General features: G+C 72.1%; 13 protein-coding genes. 7 read left to right on the top strand and 6 right to left on the bottom strand.

Annotation, left to right across the window (positions count from 1 at the left end):
- Nucleotides 1–16: 16 nt before the first annotated feature.
- Complete coding sequence (locus AMK31_RS12200) at nt 17–904, bottom strand: AraC family transcriptional regulator (RefSeq protein WP_073940479.1); 888 nt, start codon at nt 902–904, stop codon at nt 17–19.
- Between the two features lie 100 nt (nt 905–1,004).
- On the opposite strand from AMK31_RS12200, the gene AMK31_RS12195 reads away from it, so the two are divergent.
- The 3 genes from AMK31_RS12195 (at nt 1,005) to AMK31_RS12185 (ending at nt 5,503) form a co-directional block, all read left to right on the top strand.
- On the top strand, nt 1,005–1,952 hold the full coding sequence (locus AMK31_RS12195) for an MBL fold metallo-hydrolase (protein ID WP_073940478.1): 948 nt from the start codon (nt 1,005–1,007) through the stop codon (nt 1,950–1,952).
- A gap of 115 nt (nt 1,953–2,067) precedes the next feature.
- Nucleotides 2,068–3,687: a succinic semialdehyde dehydrogenase gene (locus AMK31_RS12190; protein ID WP_073940477.1), complete on the top strand. Its 1,620-nt coding sequence runs from the start codon at nt 2,068–2,070 to the stop codon at nt 3,685–3,687.
- Between the two features lie 40 nt (nt 3,688–3,727).
- Complete coding sequence (locus AMK31_RS12185) at nt 3,728–5,503, top strand: GMC family oxidoreductase N-terminal domain-containing protein (RefSeq protein ID WP_073940476.1); 1,776 nt, start codon at nt 3,728–3,730, stop codon at nt 5,501–5,503.
- A gap of 100 nt (nt 5,504–5,603) precedes the next feature.
- Here the strand turns inward: AMK31_RS12185 and AMK31_RS12180 are convergent, their stop codons facing one another.
- Both AMK31_RS12180 and AMK31_RS12175 read right to left on the bottom strand, forming a co-directional pair.
- Nucleotides 5,604–6,635, bottom strand: a complete 1,032-nt coding sequence (locus AMK31_RS12180; RefSeq protein ID WP_073940475.1) for an LPXTG cell wall anchor domain-containing protein — start codon at nt 6,633–6,635, stop codon at nt 5,604–5,606.
- Between the two features lie 790 nt (nt 6,636–7,425).
- Nucleotides 7,426–7,707 carry a chorismate mutase gene (locus AMK31_RS12175; RefSeq protein WP_073940474.1) on the bottom strand — a complete coding sequence of 94 codons (282 nt, stop codon included), beginning with the start codon at nt 7,705–7,707 and terminating at the stop codon, nt 7,426–7,428.
- Nucleotides 7,708–8,010: 303 nt separating this feature from the next.
- Between AMK31_RS12175 and guaA the strand changes: the two genes are divergently transcribed.
- A complete protein-coding gene (guaA, locus tag AMK31_RS12170) occupies nt 8,011–9,591 on the top strand; it encodes a glutamine-hydrolyzing GMP synthase (protein ID WP_073940473.1) in 1,581 nt (526 codons plus the stop codon).
- A 20-nt stretch (nt 9,592–9,611) separates the two neighbouring features.
- Here the strand turns inward: guaA and AMK31_RS12165 are convergent, their stop codons facing one another.
- Nucleotides 9,612–10,100 (bottom strand): pyridoxamine 5'-phosphate oxidase family protein, encoded by a 489-nt coding sequence (locus tag AMK31_RS12165; RefSeq protein ID WP_073940472.1) that lies wholly within the window; start codon nt 10,098–10,100, stop codon nt 9,612–9,614.
- 148 nt (nt 10,101–10,248) lie between these two features.
- Here AMK31_RS12165 and AMK31_RS12160 point away from each other — a divergent pair, with 148 nt between their 5' ends.
- The 3 genes from AMK31_RS12160 to AMK31_RS12150 all read left to right on the top strand — a co-directional run bounded on the left by AMK31_RS12160 (nt 10,249) and on the right by AMK31_RS12150 (nt 13,266).
- On the top strand, nt 10,249–11,052 hold the full coding sequence (locus AMK31_RS12160) for a class II aldolase/adducin family protein (protein WP_073940471.1): 804 nt from the start codon (nt 10,249–10,251) through the stop codon (nt 11,050–11,052).
- 198 nt (nt 11,053–11,250) lie between these two features.
- The gene (locus AMK31_RS12155) at nt 11,251–12,540 is read left to right on the top strand and encodes a hypothetical protein (RefSeq protein ID WP_073940470.1); all 1,290 of its coding nucleotides are present in this window, start codon (nt 11,251–11,253) and stop codon (nt 12,538–12,540) included.
- Nucleotides 12,541–12,729: 189 nt separating this feature from the next.
- Nucleotides 12,730–13,266: a DoxX family protein gene (locus AMK31_RS12150; RefSeq protein ID WP_073940469.1), complete on the top strand. Its 537-nt coding sequence runs from the start codon at nt 12,730–12,732 to the stop codon at nt 13,264–13,266.
- A 60-nt stretch (nt 13,267–13,326) separates the two neighbouring features.
- On the opposite strand, the gene AMK31_RS12145 is transcribed toward AMK31_RS12150, so the two are convergent.
- Nucleotides 13,327–13,566, bottom strand: coding sequence for a hypothetical protein (locus tag AMK31_RS12145; RefSeq protein ID WP_073940468.1), 240 nt, complete (start codon nt 13,564–13,566; stop codon nt 13,327–13,329).
- The gene (locus AMK31_RS12140) at nt 13,553–15,037 is read right to left on the bottom strand and encodes a PspC domain-containing protein (protein WP_073940467.1); all 1,485 of its coding nucleotides are present in this window, start codon (nt 15,035–15,037) and stop codon (nt 13,553–13,555) included. The genes AMK31_RS12145 and AMK31_RS12140 overlap by 14 nt, the downstream gene beginning before the upstream one ends.
- Between the last annotated feature and the right edge of the window lie 118 nt (nt 15,038–15,155).

Below are 15,155 nucleotides of genomic sequence, written 5' to 3'. Positions count from 1 at the left end.
CCCTCGCCGCGGGCCCTCACCGGACCTCCGCCCGGTACCTTCCCGGCGTCACGCCGAACTCCCGGACGAACGCGTGGGACAGGGCGTACGGGCTGCCGTACCCCGCCCCGCGGGCGATCGTCGCCAGCGGGGCGTCCGTGGCCCGCAGCTGGGTCGCCGCGCGGTTCAGGCGCCACCAGGTCAGGTACGCCATCGGCGGCCGGCCGACCAGCGTGGTGAACCGCCGCGCCAGGGTGGCCCGGGAGACGCCCGCCGCCTCGGCCAGGCGGTCGTTGGTCCAGGGCGCGGCCGGGTCGGCGTGCAGTGCGCGCAGCGCGGCGGCCGCCACCGGGTCGTTCAGCACCGCCGGCCAGGCGCCCGTCTCCGCCTCCGTCATCCAGGCGCGGATCATGTACACGAGGAGCAGATCGAGCAGGCTCGGCAGCGCCAGAGTCGCCCCGGGCCGCGGCTCGGCCAGCTCACGGGCCAGCAGGTCGACGGCCGAGCGCAGTTCGGGGTGCCGTCCGACGCGGTGGGGCAGATGGACGACCTGCGGCAGCTCCGCCATCAGGGGATGCGTGCGGCTGCGGTCGAGCCGGTACTTGCCGCACAGCATCTCCACCTCGGGCCCGTCGCCGCCGCTCACGTGCCGCATCTCCTCGAAGGGCACCGCCTCCGCCGGGTCGGCCGGCCCGTCGGCGAGCACATGTCCGGCCCCGTGCGGCAGCAGGACGACGTCTCCCACGCCCAGCGGCACCGGCTCCCCCTCCTCGGGCAGGAGCAGGCACCGCCCGGCGAGGACGACGTGGAATCCGGCGCCGTCGTAGGACGCGAGCCGGGTGCACCAACGTCCCCGGACCCGCAGTCGGTTGGAGAAGGGCCGGCCGATCCGCACGGCCGAGATGGCGTCGCTCACCACGTCCATGCGGGCATCTTAGCCGCCGGGCCAGGAGTGAGACGTACGCGTATTCGGATGAGGCCGTCGGGCATTGGAACGCTCATCCGGTGGCCCTAGCGTCGTCGGCATGACTGATGAAGACGACAGTGTGCAGAGGTTCGTCCTGGGGGACGTCGAGATCGTCCGCGTGGTGGAGTGGCAGGCGCCCTTCGCACCCGCCCGCGACCTCGTCCCGGACTGCGAACCCGAGGTGTGGCGGCGGCACCGGGACCTCCTGGCCCCCGACCACTGGGACCCGGACGGCGACCGGGCCGTCGCGGCGCTGCAGACCTGGGTGATCCGCAGCGGCGGGCTGACCGTGCTGGTCGACACGGGTGTCGGCGCGGGACGCGAGCGGCCCGGCAACCCGGAGTTCCACCAGCGGCAGGGCGATCTGCCGGGGCGTCTGGCGCGGGCCGGGGTGCGGCCCGAGGACGTCGACGTCGTGGTCAACACCCACCTCCACGCGGACCACGTCGGCTGGAACACCCGGGACGCGGACGGCGCGTGGGTGCCGGCGTTCCCCCGCGCGCGGTATCTGATCCCCGCCGCCGACGACGCCCACTTCGGCCCGGCCGGCGGCTACGGCGGCGGCGTGCGCGTCGACGACCGGCTGGTCTACGAGGACAGCGTCGCGCCCGTGCACCGGGCCGGGCAGGCCGTCCTCTGGGAGGACGAGCACCGCGTCGACGCCAGCCTCACCCTGGAGGCGGCCCCCGGGCACACCCCCGGCTCGGCCGTGCTGCGGCTCGCCTCCCGGGGTGAACGGGCCGTGTTCGTCGGCGACCTGCTGCACAGCCCGGTGCAGATCCTGCGCCCTGACTGCAGCAGTTGCTTCTGCCTCGACCCACAGCGGGCGGCGGCCAGCCGGCGCCGGGTCCTGGAGCGGGCGGCGGACGAGGGCGAGCTGGTGATCCCGGCGCACTTCGCGGGGGCGGGGGTCGCGGAGGTGCGCAGGGAGGGTGCGGGGCTGATGCTCGCGCCGGGCTTGCGCAGGTCGCCTGGAACTGCCCGTACCTCCGCCTCGCCCTCTTGAACAACCCCTGATCAGCACCTTTGCCGCCAGTGATCACTGGCGGCATGTGTGCACTCCGTGAATCCCGATTACCGACGGGTACACAAAGCCCGCGCCGGGGCATACCCTGCGGCTCATGACCGACGCGCAGGCTCCTGAGAAGGCCGGTACCGGCACCAACCCCGTCGCCCCCGCCCCGGAGGGCGTCCGCACCGCCGCCGATGTGGTCACCCCCGAGCTGGTAGCCCAGCTCACCAAGGGCGTGGTCGGCTCCGGACGGACCGCCAACCACACGCCGTTCACCGGCGAGAAGCTGGCCGACCTGCCCGAGTCGACGCCCGAGGACGTGGAGAAGGCGTTCCAGGCGGCCCGCGCCGCGCAGCCGGTCTGGGAGCGCACGCCGGTCCGGGACCGCGCCGCCGTCCTGCTCCGCTTCCACGACCTGGTGCTGGAGCGCCAGGCCGAGGTGCTGGACCTGATCCAGCTGGAGACCGGCAAGGCCCGGCTGCACGCCCACGAGGAGGTGCAGGCCGTCGCGATCGCCGCCCGCCACTACGGCCGCAAGGCCGCCTCGTACCTGCGTCCCAAGCGGCACGCGGGCGCCATGCCGACCCTGACCAAGGTCGTCGAACTGCGCCACCCGCGCGGGGTGGTCGGTCAGATCGCCCCCTGGAACTACCCGCTTGAGCTCTCCGTCGGTGACGCGCTGCCGGCCTTCGTCGCGGGCAACGCGGTCGTGATGAAGCCGGACACCGAGACCTGCCTCACCGCCCTGTGGGCCCGCGACCTGCTCATCGAGGCCGGACTGCCCGCCGAGGTCTTCCAGGTCGTCCTCGGCGACGGCCCGGTCGTCGGCCCCGAGGTCGTCCGCCACGCCGACTACGTCTCCTTCACCGGCTCCACCCGCACCGGCCGCGAGGTCGCCCAGAGCGCCGCCGCCCGCCTCGTCGGCGTCTCCCTGGAACTCGGCGGCAAGAACGCCATGCTGGTCCTGGAGGACGCCGACATCGAGAAGGCGGCGGCCGGAGCCATCCGCGCCTGCTTCTCCTCCGCGGGCCAGCTGTGCATCTCCATCGAGCGGCTGTACGTCCACGAGTCGGTCGCCGACGCCTTCGCGGAGCGCTTCGCCGCCCGCACCAAGGCCATGCGGCTCGGCAAGTCCCTGGCGTACGGCGCCGAGATGGGCTCCCTGGTCGGCGAACGCCAGCTCGAAACCGTCAAGCGGCATGTCGAGGAGGCCGTCGCCAAGGGGGCGAAGGTGCTGGCAGGCGGGGTGGCCCGCCCGGACGTCGGCCCGTACTTCTACGAGCCGACCATCCTCGACGGCGTGACCGAGCCGATGGCGGTGTGCACCGAGGAGACCTTCGGCCCGGTCGTCTCCCTCTACCGGTTCAAGACCGAGGAGGAGGCGATCGCCCACGCCAACTCCACGCCGTACGGCCTGAACTCGTCGGTCTGGACGAAGGACGCCCGCCGCGGCCGCGCCGTCGCCGCCCGGCTGCGCACCGGCACCGTCAACATCAACGAGGGTTACGCCCCCGCGTACGGCAGCGTCCAGTCCCCGATGGGCGGCATGAAGGACTCCGGCCTGGGCCGCCGCCACGGCGCCGAGGGCATCCTCAAGTACACGGAGGCCCAGACCGTGGCCCACCAGCGCCTGCTGCCGATGGCGCCGTCGCTCGGCATGGACGACGAGAAGTACGCCGCGCTGATGAGCCGCAGCCTCCGGCTGATGAAGGCGTTCCGGTTCCGGTAGACCCCAGCCCCACCCGGCCAGTTCTCAACGAGGAGAGCACGTGTACGACTACGACGTCATCGTCGTCGGATCGGGCTTCGGCGGCTCGGTCACCGCCCTGCGCCTGACGGAGAAGGGCTACAAGGTCGGCGTACTGGAAGCCGGCCGCCGCTTCACCCGCGACACGCTGCCCAGGAACTCGTGGGACCTGAAGAACTACCTCTGGGCGCCGAAGCTCGGCATGTACGGCATCCAGCGCATCCACCTGCTCGGGAATGTCATGGTCCTGGCAGGAGCGGGGGTGGGCGGCGGGTCGCTGAACTACGCCAACACGCTGTACGTTCCGCCGAAGCCCTTCTTCGACGACCCCCAGTGGCGGCACATCACCGACTGGCAGGACGAGCTGAAGCCGTACTACGACCAGGCCCAGCGCATGCTCGGCGTACGGCTCAACCCGACGATGACCCCCTCCGACGTCCACCTGAAGGACGCCGCCCAGCGCATGGGCGTCGGCGACACCTTCCACATGGCGCCGGTCGGGGTGTTCTTCGGCGACGGCAAGGACGCCGACGGAAAGGTGAGGGCCAGGCCCGGCGAGGAGGTCGCCGACCCGTACTTCGGCGGCGCGGGCCCCGCCCGCAAGGCCTGCGCCGAGTGCGGCGAGTGCATGACCGGCTGCCGCCACGGCGCCAAGAACACCCTCAACGAGAACTACCTCCACCTCGCCGAGAAGGCGGGCGCGGTCGTCCACCCGATGACGACGGTCGTCTCCGTCACCGACGACTCCCGCGGCGGCTACGCCGTCGCCACCCTCCCCACCGACGACAGGAAGAAGGGCAAGGGCCGCGTCCTCACCGCCCGCCAGGTCGTCCTCGCGGCCGGCACCTACGGCACCCAGACCCTGCTGCACCGCATGAAGGCCAGCGGCCGGCTGCCGTACATATCCGACCGGCTCGGCATGCTCACCCGCACCAACTCCGAGGCCCTGGTCGGCGCCCAGACCACCGACCGGCGCTACCGCAAGGCCACCGGCGAGCGGCGCGCCGACTTCACCCGCGGCGTCGCCATCACCTCCTCGATCCACCCGGACGACAGCACCCACATCGAACCGGTGCGCTACGGCAAGGGCTCCAACTCGATGGGCGGCCTGTCCATCCTCCAGGTCCCCTACGCCGAGGGCTCCTCCCGCGTCCTCGCCTGGCTCGGCAACGCCGCCCGCCACCCGGTGCTCGTGCTGCGCTCCCTCTCCAACCGCCGCTGGTCCGAGAAGACGATCATCGGCCTGGTGATGCAGTCGCTGGACAACTCCCTGACGACGTATCTGAAGCCGTCCGGCGTCGGCAAGGGCCTGCTCACCGCCCGCCAGGGCCACGGCGCCCCCAACCCCAAGCAGATCAAGGCCGCCGCCGAGGGCGCCTCGGCACTCGCCGCCTCCATCAACGGCTTCGCCGGGTCCAACGTCGGCGAGCTGATGGGCACCCCGCTCACCGCGCACTTCCTCGGCGGCTGCCCGATCGGCGACTCCCGTGAGACCGGCGTCATCGACCCGTACCACCGGCTCTACGGCCACCCCGGCATCTCGGTCGTCGACGGCGCGGCCGTCTCCGCGAACCTCGGCGTCAACCCGTCGCTGACCATCACCGCGCAGGCCGAGCGGGCGATGTCGTACTGGCCCAACAAGGGCGAGGCCGACCCGCGTCCGTCCCAGGGGGCGGCGTACGAACGCCTGAAGCCGGTCGAGCCGAAGCAGCCGGCCGTGCCCGCGGACGCGTTCGGCGCGCTGCGGCTGCCGTTCCTGGGGATGCCGGCGATGCCGCCGAAGAAGCAGGACGCCTGAGCGGCGGGCCCGCCCGGGCAACACGCTTGAACGCATGTAAAGAGGGACCTGTGCCCCCCTCCGAGCGCAGGTCCCTCTTCGTCTTTTACGGCCGTGAGGCTTACGCCTCCGCCTTCTTCCGGCGCACCACGTACACCGCGCCCGCACCGGCGACGACGGCGAGACCGCCGGCCAGGCCGATCATGGGCAGCGCGGAGCCGGCGCCGGTCTCGGCGAGGCTGCCGGTGGCCTCGACCTGGCTGACCTCGTCGAGGTCGGACATGCCGCCCTGCGGCTTCGGCTTGGCCTCGCCCGGGTCACCGGCGTCGGAGCCGGCTTCCAGGATGGCGAACTCGTAGATCCAGCCGTTCGGGTCGTCGGCGAGCCAGCAGCCCTCGTCGTCCGAGTACTGCGCGAAACCGCCGGTCAGGCCGATCGCGTCGGGCACGTCACCGCTGACGCTCAGGCGCATCGGGAACGAGACCGACTCGCCCGCGCCGAGCGAGAACGCCGGGAAGGTGCCCCCCTCGCCCGCGGCGCCGGCGATGGTCTGCCAGCCGTTGGCCTTGTCGTAGACCTGGACGGTGATCTCGCCCGAGTAGTCCTGCTCGTCCCAGCCGATGGCGGCGACGCCGATCAGCGGCACGATGTCCTTGATCTCGTCGTCCCCGCTGTTGGAGACGTCGAAGGAGAACTCCTCCCAGCCGCTGCCCGCGACGATCGTGTCGGCCAGGCCGGACAGACCGCTGCTGAGGTCCTCGCTGAGACCCATGGAGTCTTCGTCGGGGTCGGCGCAGAAGTCGGGCTCCGGGTCGGTGGACTCGCTCGCGGACGGCGAGGGCGAGGCCGACGTGGAGCCGGTCGGCTCGGGGGCCGACTCGCTGGCGGAGCCGGTCGGCGCCGGGGCGGACTCGCTGGCCGAGCCCGTCGGGGCCGGGGCGGACTCGGTGGCGGAGTTGGTCGGGTCGGGCGTGGCCTCGCCGGTCGACGTGGTCGGGGACGGCGTGGCGGACTCGGACACCGTCTCCGTCGCGGTCACGCTCGGAGACGCAGACGGCTCGTCGGACGCGAACGCGGCCGGTGCGGCGAGCAGGGCCAGCGGGGCTATCGCTGCCGTCGCGGCCGCTGCCGCCATGGCACGGCGAAGCTTCATGAAGACCTCGAGATGTCCGGTGCTGCGTCACGCAGCACGCGTGGGGCGGAGGGCCCCGCGTGTGGGGCGCGGTTGGTGACCCTGGATTCAGGAGGTTTGATCCACGAGCCGTGGGAATGGTTGTCCCTCGTTTCACAGAATTCTTATGTGGCTTGAGTCACATGTGGATGCCGTGCGTGACGCCGGGGGCTCGCGGGGCGCGGGGCGTGCCCTTGAGGTCGGCGCCCGGGCATGGAGAAGGGCCCCGCGGGACGGAGCCGCGGGGCCCTTCTTTGGTCAGCACCGGCGTCAGGGCAGCGCCGGTGCCTGGGAAGCGGCGCCGGGGGGTTGCGCCGCTGGTCTCGATCCATGGCGGTTGCTGACGGGATGGCACCGGGGTGCGCATGCGGGGCCTGTGAGATGCAAAGCCTCTGTCCGATCCGGGACTTGAGGGGACGAAGGCTGCTCTCGGGCTTTCTCCGCATCGTGCTGGATCGTCATGGTCTGCGCAACCTTCCGGCCCAGCTTCGGACGATTCCGCCGGCCGGCCCCGGGCGTCCCCGGGGCCGACCGTTCTCTTGGGTGACCGGGCTGCTGTCCCCTGCCGTCCGGTCACTTCCCTGGAGCGAGGTCCCACGACGCACAGCACGATCCGTACGCCTCATCGCTCCAGCGAGCCACGCGTGGTTCTTTCGGGCCCGCCCCTGGCTGGCACGGACACCGGGACCAACGAAGGGGTGCCGGTGCCGGTCACGCGCCGTACGGGTGAGAGGTGATGCGTACGTACGTACAAGCAACGTGGACTTCCCTGTCAGATCTTGCCCCGGCAGAGCTCCAGCAGCGTCATCGCGAGGGCGGTGCCGGGCTTGCCCAGCTCCCGCCGGAAGCGGTCCAGGATCTCCATCTCGCGGGAGAGGTTCACCCGGCGGCCGCCGGAGGTGATGCGGGCCTCCTGGATGACGGCCGAGACGGCCATCCGTTCCTGGATCAACCCGATGATCCGGTCGTCGAGCGCGTCGATGCGCTCGCGGGCGCCGCTGATCACGTCGGCGGCCTCGGAGGTACGGGCACCGGTGACGTCGAGGGCGGTCATGAGGAGCTCCTTGGGGGAAGGGGGGCCCCGGAGCGGCAGGACCCGGAAACGACAGACGCCCCGGGCCTTGTCGGCCCGGGGCGCCTGGGAAGTCGCTTGTCAGTTGCTCAAGCAGCACGACCGTGGCAGCCGGCGGGCCGGATGCCATAGGTAAAGAGGAAGGTCGAGTGCGTGAGCATGGGGTCAGTATGCCGTGGCCCTCGGTGAGCGCCAACCCGGTTCGTATCCTGAGACGAGAGTCGTCCGCCGCCACCCCGGTAGAATCGGACACACAGCCCTTGTCAAGCCGCCGGAAGGCAACCCGTGTCACCAGCGACCCCCGCTGCCGCCGCCCCCGACACCGTTCTGGTCGTCGACTTCGGCGCGCAGTACGCACAGCTCATCGCCCGTCGAGTCCGCGAGGCCCGGGTCTACAGCGAGATCGTGCCGAGCACCATGCCGGTCGACGAGATGCTCGCCAAGAACCCGGCGGCGATCATCCTCTCCGGCGGCCCCTCGTCGGTGTACGAGGAGGGCGCCCCGCAGCTCGACCGCGCACTCTTCGAGGCCGGCGTCCCCGTCTTCGGCATGTGCTACGGCTTCCAGCTGATGGCGCAGACCCTCGGCGGCACCGTCGACAACACCGGCGCCCGTGAGTACGGCCGCACCGATCTGCACGTCTCCCGCTCGTCGTCCACCCTCTTCGAGGGCACCCCGGCCGAGCAGGACGTGTGGATGTCGCACGGCGACGCCTGCTCCGCCGCACCCGAGGGCTTCTCCGTCACGGCGTCCACGGACGTCGTCCCGGTCGCCGCCTTCGAGAACGACGAGAAGAAGCTCTACGGCGTCCAGTACCACCCCGAGGTCATGCACTCCACGCACGGCCAGCAGGTCCTGGAGCACTTCCTGTACCGCGGCGCCGGCCTGAAGCCGAACTGGACGACCGGCAACGTCATCGAGGAGCAGGTCGAGGCGATCCGCGAGCTGGTCGGTGACAAGCGGGCCATCTGCGGCCTGTCCGGCGGTGTGGACTCCGCCGTCGCCGCCGCCCTGGTCCAGAAGGCCATCGGCTCCCAGCTCACCTGCGTCTACGTCGACCACGGCCTGATGCGCAAGGGCGAGACCGAGCAGGTCGAGAAGGACTTCGTCGCCGCGACCGGCGTCCAGCTGAAGGTCGTCGACGCGGAGGAGCGGTTCCTGAAGGCGCTCGCCGGGGTCAGCGACCCCGAGGAGAAGCGCAAGATCATCGGCCGTGAGTTCATCCGCGTCTTCGAGCAGGCGCAGGCCGAGATCATCGCGGACGAGGGCCCGGCCGTCGAGTTCCTGGTCCAGGGCACCCTGTACCCCGACGTCGTCGAGTCCGGCGGCGGCACCGGCACCGCCAACATCAAGTCCCACCACAACGTGGGCGGCCTGCCGGAGGACCTCGAGTTCAAGCTGATCGAGCCGCTGCGCAAGCTGTTCAAGGACGAGGTCCGGATGGTCGGCCAGGAGCTGGGCCTGCCGGAGGAGATCGTCCAGCGCCAGCCGTTCCCGGGTCCCGGCCTCGGCATCCGGATCGTCGGCGAGGTCACCAAGGAGCGCCTGGACCTGCTCCGCGAGGCCGACGCCATCGCCCGCGAGGAGCTGACCGCGGCCGGCCTCGACCGGGACATCTGGCAGTGCCCGGTCGTCCTGCTCGCGGACGTCCGCAGCGTCGGCGTCCAGGGCGACGGCCGCACCTACGGCCACCCGATCGTGCTGCGCCCGGTCTCCTCCGAGGACGCCATGACCGCCGACTGGTCGCGGCTGCCCTACGACGTCCTCGCCCGGATCTCCACCCGGATCACCAACGAGGTCCGGGACGTCAACCGGGTCGTCCTCGACATCACCTCCAAGCCGCCGGGGACGATCGAGTGGGAGTGACTCCCGCGTGCGCTTGACCCCTACGTGCGCTTGACCGTGCGCAGGGCAGCGCCGGGCTTCCAGACCTGGAGGACGAGGTACTTGTCGTCCTCCACGTAGGTCCGTGTGACCTCCGTCAGCTCGGCGCGGAAGAGGTGGAACGGCTCCGGCGGTTCCACCTCTTTCGTGTACGCGGCCTTCACCCGCGGATCGTCCACCTCGACCGCCCGCCCGCTGATCCGGACGTCCCCGCCGCCCTCCCCGGGGTTCGCCTGGAGCGCGAACCGCGGGTCGCGGCGCAGGTCGAGCGCCTTCAGCGAGTCCGGCATCATGCCGAGCCACAGCTCACCGCCGAGAAAGCGCACCTCCAGCCCGGTCGTCCGGGGCGAGCCGTCCTTGCGGAGCGTCGCGAGGACGTGATGGGTGAACGCGCCGAAGCGCGCCTCGACGGTTGCCGCCAGCTCCGGTTCCGCCGCGGCGAAGGCCGCCCAGTTCGATTCCGTGGTCTCTGCTTTCGTGGTTTCCGCCATACGACGAGTGTGGCGGCGAAACCCGACACCTTCTGTCCGATATCCGTCCGGTGCCGCATGTGTCGGACGAGAGCTGTTCACTCGGGCTGACCGGGGGTAACTTCCGCCTCGTACCGCAACCCGGCAAACACCCAGCGCTGGAGGACGTATGCACGGGACGCCCCGGCCCACTCCGCCCCCGCCCCTGCCCACCGACCGGCTGCAGTTCGCGATGCCGCCCATGCACGAGAGCGTCGAGGACGAACGCCGGCACCGCAGGGAACGGCTGGCCGGCGCCCTGCGGATCTTCGGGCGGCTCGGCTTCGAGGACGGCGTCTCCGGACACATCACCGCACGCGACCCGGAATTCACCGACTGCTTCTGGGTCAACCCCTTCGGCATGCCGTTCAAGCACGTCACCGTCAGCGACCTCGTGCTGGCCAACGCCGACGGACAGGTCGTCGAGGGCCGCTACCACGTCAACCAGGCCGCCTTCACCGTCCACGCCCAGGTCCACGCCGCCCGCCCGGACGTCGTCGCCGTCGCCCACTGCCACTCCGTGCACGGCCGCGCCCTGTCGGCCCTCGGCGACCTGCTTGACCCCATCACCCAGGAGAGCTGCGCCTTCTACGAGGACCACGGCCTCTACGACACCTACACCGGCGTCATCGTCGACACCGAGGAAGGCCGCCGCATCGCCTCCGCGCTCGGCTCCCGCAAGGCGCTCGTCCTGCGCAACCACGGCCTGCTGACCGTCGGCGACTCCGTCGACGCGGCCGCGTGGTGGTTCCTGTCGATGGAGCGGTCCTGCCAGGTGCAGCTGACGGCGCAGGCGGCGGGCCGCCCGGTGCTCATCGACCACAAGGCCGCGGTGGCGACCCGCGAGCAGCTCGGCGGCGACCTCGTGGCCTGGATCAACTACCAGCCCCTGTGGCAGGACATCAGCCGCAGCGAACCCGACCTGCTGAGCTGACCCCCCTGCCCGCTCTCGGCCATATCGGGATTCTCCCAGCCGGGTCAACACGGTGACCGGGATTTCACTCGCCCTGACCAGACTTGTGGGCCGCGCACGGCGTGTCGTACGGCACAATTCGCTGTCGTCGTAGGGGAGTTGTACGGCGGCGTCGGACGGGCGTCGCGAGGCGGTGGCCGGGAAAGGCAGGCGTCGGGCGTGGCGGTGCAGGAGGCGAGGCAGAGCGCGGAGCCGGGGGCGTACGGAAGTCCCCACGGGGGCGGCTGTACCTGCGGGGGCTGCCCGCACGGGGCGCGCGAGGGACACCGGCGGGCCGTCGCCGCGTTCCTGCTCAGACGCGACGAGTTCGCGGCCGGACAGGGGCTGCCGGCGGCGGTGGTGCACTCCGCCTCGGCGTCCCGGCAGTGGATCTCGGACGAGCTGACCCAGTCCGCCCAGCTCGTCGCCGAACGCGGCCGTGCCGAGGGCGCGGCCTGGCTGGCCCGGCTGTGGCGGAGAACGACGATCACGGTGTGGGCGCTGGTCCTGCTGTTGCTGCTGGTCCAGTCGCTGACCGCGATCGGCGCCGGCTGGACGGCAGCCCGCACCGCCGGGCTGCTCGCCGCGCTGGTCGCGGCCGGTGCGCTGACGGCCGCTTCCTTCTTCCACCGGGCGCGCGGCGGAGTGCTGGCGCCGGTGATCGGCGAGGACAACCGGCTGTCCACATCCCGGGCCGTGGCCGCGGCGTGGGTGCTGTTCGTCGCCTACGCGGTGCTCTTCCTGGCCGGCCGGCTCGCGGCCGCCTCGGACCACGAGGAGCGTGACGCGCTGATCGCCGGGCTCGAACTCGCCCGGGGCGCCGGAGTGGTGACCGTCCTCGCCGTGGTCTGCGCGATCGCCGTGCTGGTGCGGCGCGTGGTCGGGCTGCGGGTGCTCGGCCAGCGGCTGCAGAAGGTCCGCGCGGACCGGCCCCGGGCGGCCGACCTGCTCACCGACGACGCGGGCCGGGGCAGCTTTGCCGACCTGCAGTACGTCGTGATCAGCGCCGTCGCCCTGGTGTTCGGCGTGGTCCGGCTGGCCCGCCGCCCGGACCAGCTGCCCGACCTCCCGTGGGCCCTCGCGGTGGTCGTCCTGGTCTCCGCCGCGACCTACCTGGCCGGCAAGTACGCGGAGGGCGGCCGTCCCGTGATCCTCTCTGTTGTGCGCGCCCGGGAGGCGGGCGACCTGGACGCGCCGATCCGCACCGGCGAGGACATCGAGATCCGCGGCGCCGGTTTCGTCCCGCTCGGCGCGCAGGGCGCCGAGCGGCTGTCGCGGATGGCGGTGCGGATCGGGGCCGTGCACGTCCATGTGCCGCTCGTGCCGGTGGCCGGCGGCTTCAGCAACCCCACCGACACACTCCTCACCGTCCCGGTACCGGTCGACGTCGAACCCGGCCGGGTGACCGTCCAGGTGGTCACGGCGGCGGGCGTGGAGACGAACCCGTATGTGATCGAGGTGACGGACTAGACGGCGGGGCCGCCTGCGACGAAGGGGGTCAAGGGGGCGAAGGGGGCTGGACAGGACGCGTGGGACGCGGGAGCGGAAGCGGGCCACATGCCTGAAAACCGACCGGAACATGAGTGAGCGGGTCCTCTCCTGCGTACGTATCGTCTGATGAGGAGTCACGGCACGGCGGGCGAGAGGCGGCTATCAGCGATGACTTACGGTATTCGTCCCGACACCCACATCTCGCGCTACGGTGGCGGCGGCACCCGGCGGGTGCGGGACACCGCCACCCACTACGCCCTGCTTCCCCTGCGCGTCTTCCTCGGCGTCACCTTCATCTACGCCGGCCTCGACAAGCTCACCGACAGCGCCTTCATGCAGAGCGCCGGATCCGGTTCGGTCGGCGACCTGATGCGCTCCGTCCGCGACTCCTCGGCCATCCCGGCCCTGGTCGACCTCGCCCTGAAGAATCCCGTCGGCTTCGGCTACGCCATGGCCCTCGGCGAACTCGCCGTCGGCATCGGCACCCTCCTCGGGCTCTTCGCCCGCCTCGCCGCGCTCGGCGGCGCGCTGATCTCCCTCTCCCTGTGGCTGACCGTGAGCTGGGCGTCCGACCCGTACTACTACGGCAACGACCTCGCCTACCTCATGGCGTGGACGCCCCTCGTCCTCGCCGGCGCGCCGTACCTGTCCGTGGACGCGGCCCTGCGGACACGGGGACGCCTGCGGGCGGACGGGGACCGGTAGCGGGCGCGTCCGCGACCGACGGCGTCCCCCCCCCGCATCCGCCCGGTGGGGCCGTCGCGGTCAGCCCCGTGCCTCCGGCCGGGCCTCACCGGGGCGGGACCGGGCCGTGTCCCGGCGGCGTATCGCTCTGCCGAGCACGCCCGTCACGCCGGCCAGGAAGAGACCGCCCACGACCAGGGGGATCATCACGAACCACGGTGTCTCCCAAGCACCGCCCGCGTCCCCGGCGTACGTGACACCCGCTGCGGCGAGGAAGATTCCCGCGACGAGCCTCCCCGGCTGGAACTCATGACGCAGCACGGCTCACCTCCACCTGTCCCACTCCGACCCGGAGGTCGAGATCGATCGTGCCGGTGCCCTTGGTGCCCGCCTTCGGCGGGATCGTCACCTGCTTGTACTTGCCCGGCGCCACGTCGACGTCCTGGGTCTTGTCACCCGGCAACTGGATGTCGCCCACCCCCACGTCGATGTCCGCCTTCAGCGTCACGTCCGGCGGCAGGATCACCCGCAGCTTCCCCACGCCCACCTCGGCCCGCGCTGCCAGCGTCTGCCCCTCGGCCGGGTCCAGCCGGGACAGGTCCAGGGTGCCGACGCCGGTCCCCACGTGGTACTTGTCCCGCACGTCCGCCACCGCGGCCGGCTGCCACGTCGTCCGTATCCAGTCCGTGCCGATGTCCTTGGGCAGCGCCGCCGAACCGGCGAGCAGCGCGGCCGTGACCACCGCCATGAACACCGAACCCGCCCCGGTCCGGCCCAGGAACGCGCTGAGCGCGATGCCGAGACCGAAGACGGCGAGCGCACAGGACAGACCGGTCTGCAGGCTGGTGCCGAGCGGATGCCCGTCCCACGTCAGGCCGGTGCCCAGGCCACCCGCGACGAGTGCGAGGAGGAAGACCCAGCCGCCGATCCAGCGGGGACCGCGCGGCTTCGGCGCCGGCCCGCGGGTGCGGCCGGTGTCGCGGCCGTGCGGGTAGGCGTCGAGGTCGAGGCTCACGGCCGCCGCGATGTCCTGTTCCCGGGAGTCCCGAGGGCCCCACAGATATCCCGTGCCGCCGACATGGGTGCCGTCCTTGACGATGGGGTCGCGCCACCACGAGTACGCGGCGAGCACCGGCGGGGCCTGCGCCTCCGGCGGGGCGTCGGCGGCGGCCTGCGCCGCCAGTGGATCCGGGTCGGGCGCACCGCGCCGCTGCGACCAGTAACCGGCGCCCGCGAGAAGCAGGGAGAGCACGACGGCGAAGGTCAGCACGCCGCCGTTGTTCAGCATCGACAGGAAGACGCCGCAGCCGACCAGCGCGAACAGCACCGCCGCCAGCGCGTGGCCGTCGACGCGGCCGGTCAGCAGTTTGCGGACCTCGTTCTCCTCCTCGTCGTCGTACGGGACGAAGAGCCAGGCGAAGCCGTAGAAGATGAGGCCGATGCCGCCGGTGGCCGCCAGCACCGCCAGCGTGATCCGGAAGATCACCGGATCCATGTCGCACTGCCGCCCCAGCCCGGAACAGACACCGGCGATCATCTTGTGCCGCCGGTCCCGCCGGAAACTCAGCGGCCCGTCGCCGGCCTGCGTCTCCGCCGCCGCGTCGGCCGTGCCCGGCTGTCCGTCCTTGCCCAGCCCCGCCGGCGCGTCCCCTTGATCGCGCGCGCCCGCCCGCCCCTGCGTGCCCGCGCGCTCGTGCGCACGCGATTCCGCACCGGCGGAGGCCGTGGGCGCCGGGTCGGACGCGGAGCCCGTGTCGGGCCCGGTGTCCGCGGCGTGCTGGTGATCAGTCATGTGTCCATGGTGACCGCTGAGCCGCGCCGACGGCAGTCGGAACAACCCTGGCCCGACCCTGATATCGCCCCTGACACGGCGCGAGGGCGGCGGGCGCCGGGACGTCCGCTCGGAGATC

Origin of the sequence: Streptomyces sp. TSRI0107, from assembly GCF_001905845.1 — a bacterium.
In the GTDB taxonomy this organism is placed as follows: Bacteria; Actinomycetota; Actinomycetes; order Streptomycetales; family Streptomycetaceae; genus Streptomyces.
This window is presented reverse-complemented; position numbering and strand designations above follow the sequence as displayed.